This window comes from uncultured Thiodictyon sp. (assembly GCF_903828115.1).
In the GTDB taxonomy this organism is placed as follows: domain Bacteria; phylum Pseudomonadota; class Gammaproteobacteria; order Chromatiales; family Chromatiaceae; genus Thiodictyon.
This window is the reverse complement of the sequence record NZ_CAIKKU010000004.1, coordinates 1-5453: the sequence shown is the minus strand read 5'-3', so window position 1 is coordinate 5453 and position 5453 is coordinate 1. Positions and strand designations below refer to the sequence as shown.

Genomic DNA, 5453 nt, shown 5'->3' with positions numbered 1-5453 from the left:
AGGTCGGTGAGGCAAGTCAGCACCTCCTGTGCATCATCAACGACATTCTGGACCTGTCCAAGATCGAGGCCGAGCAACTGAGCCTGGAGGAGATCCCGTTCGTCCTGGCCGAGGTGGTCGATCATACACTTGGTATCCTGGGTGAACGGGCGCTCGCCAAGGGCCTGACGATCGAGCGGGACATCGACTCCGCAGTCCCGGCGGCGGTGCGCGGTGACCCCCTGCGCCTGGGACAGATCTTGCTCAACTATCTCGGCAATGCCATCAAGTTCGCCGAGCGGGGTCGGGTCCAGGTGCGGGTCCGGGTGGCGGAGGATCAGGGGGAGACCCTGCTGTTGCGTCTGGAGGTGGAGGATCAGGGGATCGGACTGACGGCGGACCAACAGGGGCGGTTGTTCGAGGCGTTCGTCCAGGCCGACGACTCTACCACCCGTCGCTTCGGTGGTACGGGTTTGGGGCTGATCATCTGCCGCCGCCTGGCGAACCTGATGGGCGGTGAGGTGGGCGTGACGAGTACCCCGGGCCAGGGCAGCACCTTCTGGGCCACGGCCCGGCTGACCCGGGTCGCGGTGCCGGAGGCCGCGCCGGCGTGCGCCGGGATGGGGCCGGGAGTGGAGCCCCCGGAGTTGGTCCTGGCGCGCGATTACCGGGGTGTGCACCTGCTCCTGGCGGAGGACGACCCGGTCAATCAGGAGGTGGCGCGCGAGATCTTGAGCGGCCTGGGTCTGGTCGTGGACGTGGTCGCAACGGGTCACGAGGCGGTCGAGTGCGCCCTGGCGAGGGAGTACGCGCTGGTGCTGATGGACGTGCAAATGCCGGAGATGGACGGGTTGGAGGCGACCCGCCGGATCCGCGCGCAGGCCGGGCATGCCCGCTTGCCTATTTTGGCCATGACCGCCAATGCCTTTGCAGAGGACCGGCGGCGGTGCCTGGACGCGGGCATGGACGACCACATCGGCAAACCGGTGGAACCCGAACAGCTCTATGCGGCCCTGTTGCGCTGGCTGCCGCGACCCGCCGCGCCGGGGCTGGCCGACGCGACCGCACCGGCTGCGCAGTCCGAGGACGTGACCTTACGACAGACCTTAGACGGCATCGCCGGAATCGACCTGGAGGCCGGGTTGCGCTGTGTGCGCGGCAATCTGTCGAGTTACGTGCGATTTTTGACCCTGTTCGCGCAGTGCCACGCCGACGACGTGGCCGCACTGCGTCGGCACCTGGCGACCGGTGCGTTAGACGAGGTGCTGCGGTTGGCTCACGCCCTAAAAGGCTCAGCCGCTACCCTCGGGGCCGCGGCCGTGTGTCTGCGGGCGCAGGAACTGGAAACGGCCCTGCATGTGCAGGCGCCACGGGCCGACATGGAGGCGCGCATCACTGCCTTGGACGCCGATCTTGCCCCCCTGCTGGTAACGCTTGCGGGGTTCGGGCACGCGCCGCCACCCACCGTGACCGTACCGTGCGAGCCCGATCACGTCCGGGAGCCCCTGGCCTGATCTGGAGTTGCGCTGTGTTCAAGCGAAACATGCGAGGCAGTCTCCGGGGACCTGAGTAGTTACAAAAAAAAAGAACAACAACAGACGGAACTGACTACCTGCGGCCGAACGGTCGGAGATTTGGGCCTTGTTGTTAACATATGTTCTTTAACAACAGTTAAGAGGTTCCATAAGTCAATGTTAAATAAATTAAAACTTGCTCGAAAAGTCGAAGATTTGGGGTCGAACGGTCGAAGATTTGGGGAATTGAGTGTAAGTCATTGGTTGCAAAGGACCTGAAAGGTCGGAAATTTGGTCAGCAACGGCTTTGAAGCTTTTTTGTCTGGATAACTAACTGAAATTATTTTAGAAAAATGTCACCTGCCGATCTCTAAAGGTCGGAGATTTGGGCAAACGGTCGAGGTTTTGGGGCGTAAAGGTCGGAGATTTGGGTCAGCGGTCGAAGATTTGGGGCAGGGTGGGGTTCAGCTCCAGTCCACTAGATTTGACGATCGCTTCCTTAGGAGATCAAAGGTCGGAGATTTGGGGGGTGGGTCGAAAAATAGCTGTTTGTCGTCGACCTTCTGGGATACCCTACAGTTAAGCTGGACGACTGACGACTGACGACTGATGATGCGCGATCTCGCCACCAACACCGAGCAACTCCTCAAGCCCACCGCGACCATCCATGTGGGCAACAGGCTCTCGTTGATCGAACGGAAAGTATTCAACGCAATCATCTGGCATTCGCAGAAAAACCGCTTTACGAAAAATTCAAACAGTATGTCGGTGGGACTCTTGATGTCGCTCATCGGGCTCGAGCGTCGAGAAGGTCAAGAATCCGACATTGTTCGCAAAGATCCAGCTTTTGGTGCAGACACAATTCTCGAGCAAGTACTCGCTGGCGCTGTATGAATTTCTACTGGACGAGGTGTGCCGCGCCGGCAGCCCCAAGACGCACATGGTGCAGGTACCACTCGATACCGTGCGGTATGTGCTTCAGTTCGATGGGATCTACAAGCACCTCAATAACGACGTCCTCAAACCCTGTGTGCTCGAAATCAATAAGAACTCTGATATATCGGTGGGCTATCGGGGAATAAAAAAAGGTCGCGCGGTTGCGGATCTGTTGTTTATGGTGGAGCGGACGGCGATGCAGATGCCGCTTGCCGGCCTGATGGTGTTGGAGGGGGCCGCGGAGAGTACGATCGAGGACCCGCGTCCGCCGGATCTTCTCGTGGCGACGCTGGTTGAAAAGGGCGTGGCCGAAAGCAAGGCACGAATGCTTGTGGAAACCTATGATGAAGAGCGGATACGCGAGAATTGCGCACACGTCGAACGCGAGCACGAGGCGGGCAAGGTCAAGAACCTTTGCGCTTATCTGATCCGGGCGATCGAGGAAGATTACCGTCCCAAAAAACCGCAAAATGAAGCGGCGCAGGCTTGCGAGCGTGAACGACGGCAGCAGGCATCCGCTGATCTGACCAGCGAGTGGAACCGGTATCGGGAGCGGCGGGTGCGCGAGCGGTTCCTGGAATTAGAACCGCAAGCCCAGGAAGCACATCGCACCGCGTTCGTCGAGCGACTAGGTGACCTCAACCCCCTCATCCATAAATATTACAAGAAAGAAGGATTCAAGAGCCGTATGGTAGAAGCACAGTTCTTTGTCGACTTGCGCGAACGACTCCTTGCGAGTCCGGAGGAACTCAGCTGCGATGCCTACCAGGAGTGGCGGCGCAGCACCGAGGTACGTTCGCGGGAGCGTTTATGTCGCTGACCGGGTAACCCTGTGCGCGTAGCTGGTCCAAGGCGGCCTCCATGTAGAGCGTGTTCCACAAGACGATCATGTTGAGCACCAGGCCGAGCGCGCCCAGTTGGTCTTCCTGGCCCTCGCGGTAATGCTGACGCAGTTCCCCGCACTTGCGGTGGAACACGGCGCGGGCGACGCTGTGGCGACCCTCGCCGCGCTTGAGTTGAGTCAGCGTCGCCCGGCGCTTGGCCTCGTCGTCGATGTAGGTCAGCGTGTGCGGGGTCTTGTCGATGCGACCGAAATCGGCAATGGCCTGGGCCAGGCGGGTGGGGCGCTCCCCGACTTGGAGGGTGCGCATGATGCCGGCGGCCGGCACGCGCCCGAGCTTGAGTGAGCCGACCAGGCGCAGGATGTCGTCCCACTGCGGGATGATGCGCTGCAAGCTCAGGTGGTGGGCCTATACGGCGTTGAGCAGGCCGTAGTCGGCCTTTTGGTCGATCCGCCAGAATCGCGTGCCCCCGATATCGGCCAGCCGCGGGCTGAAGTGGTAGCCAAGCAGTCGGAACAGGCCGAAGACGACATGACGAAATTTTCTGATCTACATGCTCCGGTGGATGTGCGACTCCGAATACCGGGCCGCCTATAACGCGCTGGAAGACGAATTAACGCGTGCCGCCATTGTGAGTGGGGCCGGACCGAACGGCCGCCAAGATCGTGATGGTGATCATTCCGAAGATAATCTGCTACAACAGGATCAGGGGTGTTTCCCTATGCAGGCGTCAACACAATATGTCGGCCTTGAAATTATGGCTTCTTTGCCAGAAACTGAAATTTGGTTAGGCGATACTGACGGTTACTTTGTTCAAAAAGCGTTAGGTAAGCTGATAACGCGGCTTCTGCCTGGGGATTATGTAGTTGAATTTGGACTGGGCACTCCCGTTTATCCAATTCACCTCGATAAAGACAAAAGCACCACCCAAGCAGAATTGCAAGCTGGACCTGTCTGCGCTCGGCCGGCGTTTGGCTTACCGGAGCAACACCCTTTACGGCCTTGATCGTAACCCCGGCTAGCGGCGCGCGTAGTGGGATCTAGGGTGCAACGGAACAGAAAACCTAGGTAAGCTCGCCGACCGCCTCGTTTGGTTCTAGATCCTCGTCCGCTCGCGTCTCAAATCGCCGGGGAAGACCCAAACGAGGCGCTAAATCTGTCTCATCAGAGCGTCCCGCTGAGGTCTACCCCAGTGAGACGACAGGCCGGAAGTCACCGAAAATCCTGGGATTCAGCCTTACCTAGTTTTCTGTTCCCTTGCGCCCTAGACCCCGCGTTCCACCGGCCCGGCGCTGACCAGCAACGCACCCTGGCCGCGGCGCAATTCGTCCAGCCGCGCACACCGCGCCGGCCACTCCTCCGGGGGCAGCGCGAAATGGCGGCCCAGGTTGGGGTCTGAGGCGCAGTGGAACGGAAAACCGGTTTAAGACCATTTTTGTGTACGGGGTTCGAGCCTCTGGGCTGGTCAACTTGGATAGCCAGGTCGGAGATGGGCAATTTGGATCGCTTTTGGAGTTGTTGGCCGTTCGTTTTAGGGCTGGCCGAGTTCGGTTTACCCATCTTGGCCCGTGCGGGCAGGTCCATGCCACCAGTGAGGACCGCCAAGAAAACCCTTCTCCATCAGACCTATCAAGGATCGCGCCGCGCTTAAACCGGTTTTCCGTTCCACTGCGCCTCAGACCCCCATAACGCCGATCTACGTGCCATCATCGCGGCCTTGCAAGCCCCGGCACCGAAACCCGAGGCCCCCGCGGCGGCCGTGCCCGAGCTGACCTTGGAGCCGACGCTCAAGGCCCCCGCCCGGCGCCGGGGCCGCGTTCAGCAAGAGACGTCAGGAGATCAGGCGTGATGCCAGACCCCACCAGGTGCGTGACGGCCGCGCCCGGGGTGGGCTGCCGCTGCATCCGGCACGGCCTCGTCAATATCCGATCGTTATAGTAGGAAATAACGATTTCAGCTTTCCGCTGGCGCAATCTATAGTTTGAACCGTAGGCAGGCGACAACGCTTCGGCGTCCTGATCCTCCCGGATCGACCACTAAGCCATTGTCCAGCTTGCTACACGAACCAGAGATACGGCCCAGCCATCTGACTTGAGGTTACTGCCATGAGTGACGCGACCCTGCGCTCCAAGACCAACACCGCCTTGTGGATGGCTGTCGCCATCTGCCTGGTTCCCCTCGT

4 protein-coding genes and 1 pseudogene are annotated in these 5453 nt (G+C 60.2%); 4 read left to right on the top strand and 1 reads right to left on the bottom strand.

Annotated features, from left to right (window positions below):
• The 3 genes from QZY48_RS00150 to QZY48_RS00140 all read left to right on the top strand — a co-directional run.
• A partial coding sequence (locus QZY48_RS00150) for an ATP-binding protein (protein WP_295426310.1) occupies nucleotides 1–1493 on the top strand: 1493 nt, incomplete at its 5' end.
• Between the two features lie 609 nt (nucleotides 1494–2102).
• The gene (locus tag QZY48_RS00145; RefSeq protein WP_295426308.1) at nucleotides 2103–2387 is read left to right on the top strand and encodes a hypothetical protein; all 285 of its coding nucleotides are present in this window, start codon (nucleotides 2103–2105) and stop codon (nucleotides 2385–2387) included.
• Nucleotides 2320–3249 carry a replication initiation protein gene (locus QZY48_RS00140; protein ID WP_295426306.1) on the top strand — a complete coding sequence of 310 codons (930 nt, stop codon included), beginning with the start codon at nucleotides 2320–2322 and terminating at the stop codon, nucleotides 3247–3249. Before QZY48_RS00145 ends, QZY48_RS00140 begins: the two co-directional genes overlap by 68 nt.
• Here the strand turns inward: QZY48_RS00140 and QZY48_RS00135 are convergent.
• Nucleotides 3179–3802 (bottom strand): annotated as a pseudogene (locus QZY48_RS00135) (Tn3 family transposase); the annotation flags it as partial. The gene QZY48_RS00140 and the pseudogene QZY48_RS00135 overlap by 71 nt on opposite strands.
• A gap of 34 nt (nucleotides 3803–3836) precedes the next feature.
• Between QZY48_RS00135 and QZY48_RS00130 the strand changes: the two are divergent.
• Nucleotides 3837–4277 (top strand): hypothetical protein, encoded by a 441-nt coding sequence (locus QZY48_RS00130; RefSeq protein WP_295426304.1) that lies wholly within the window; start codon nucleotides 3837–3839, stop codon nucleotides 4275–4277.
• The last annotated feature ends 1176 nt before the right edge of the window (nucleotides 4278–5453 follow it).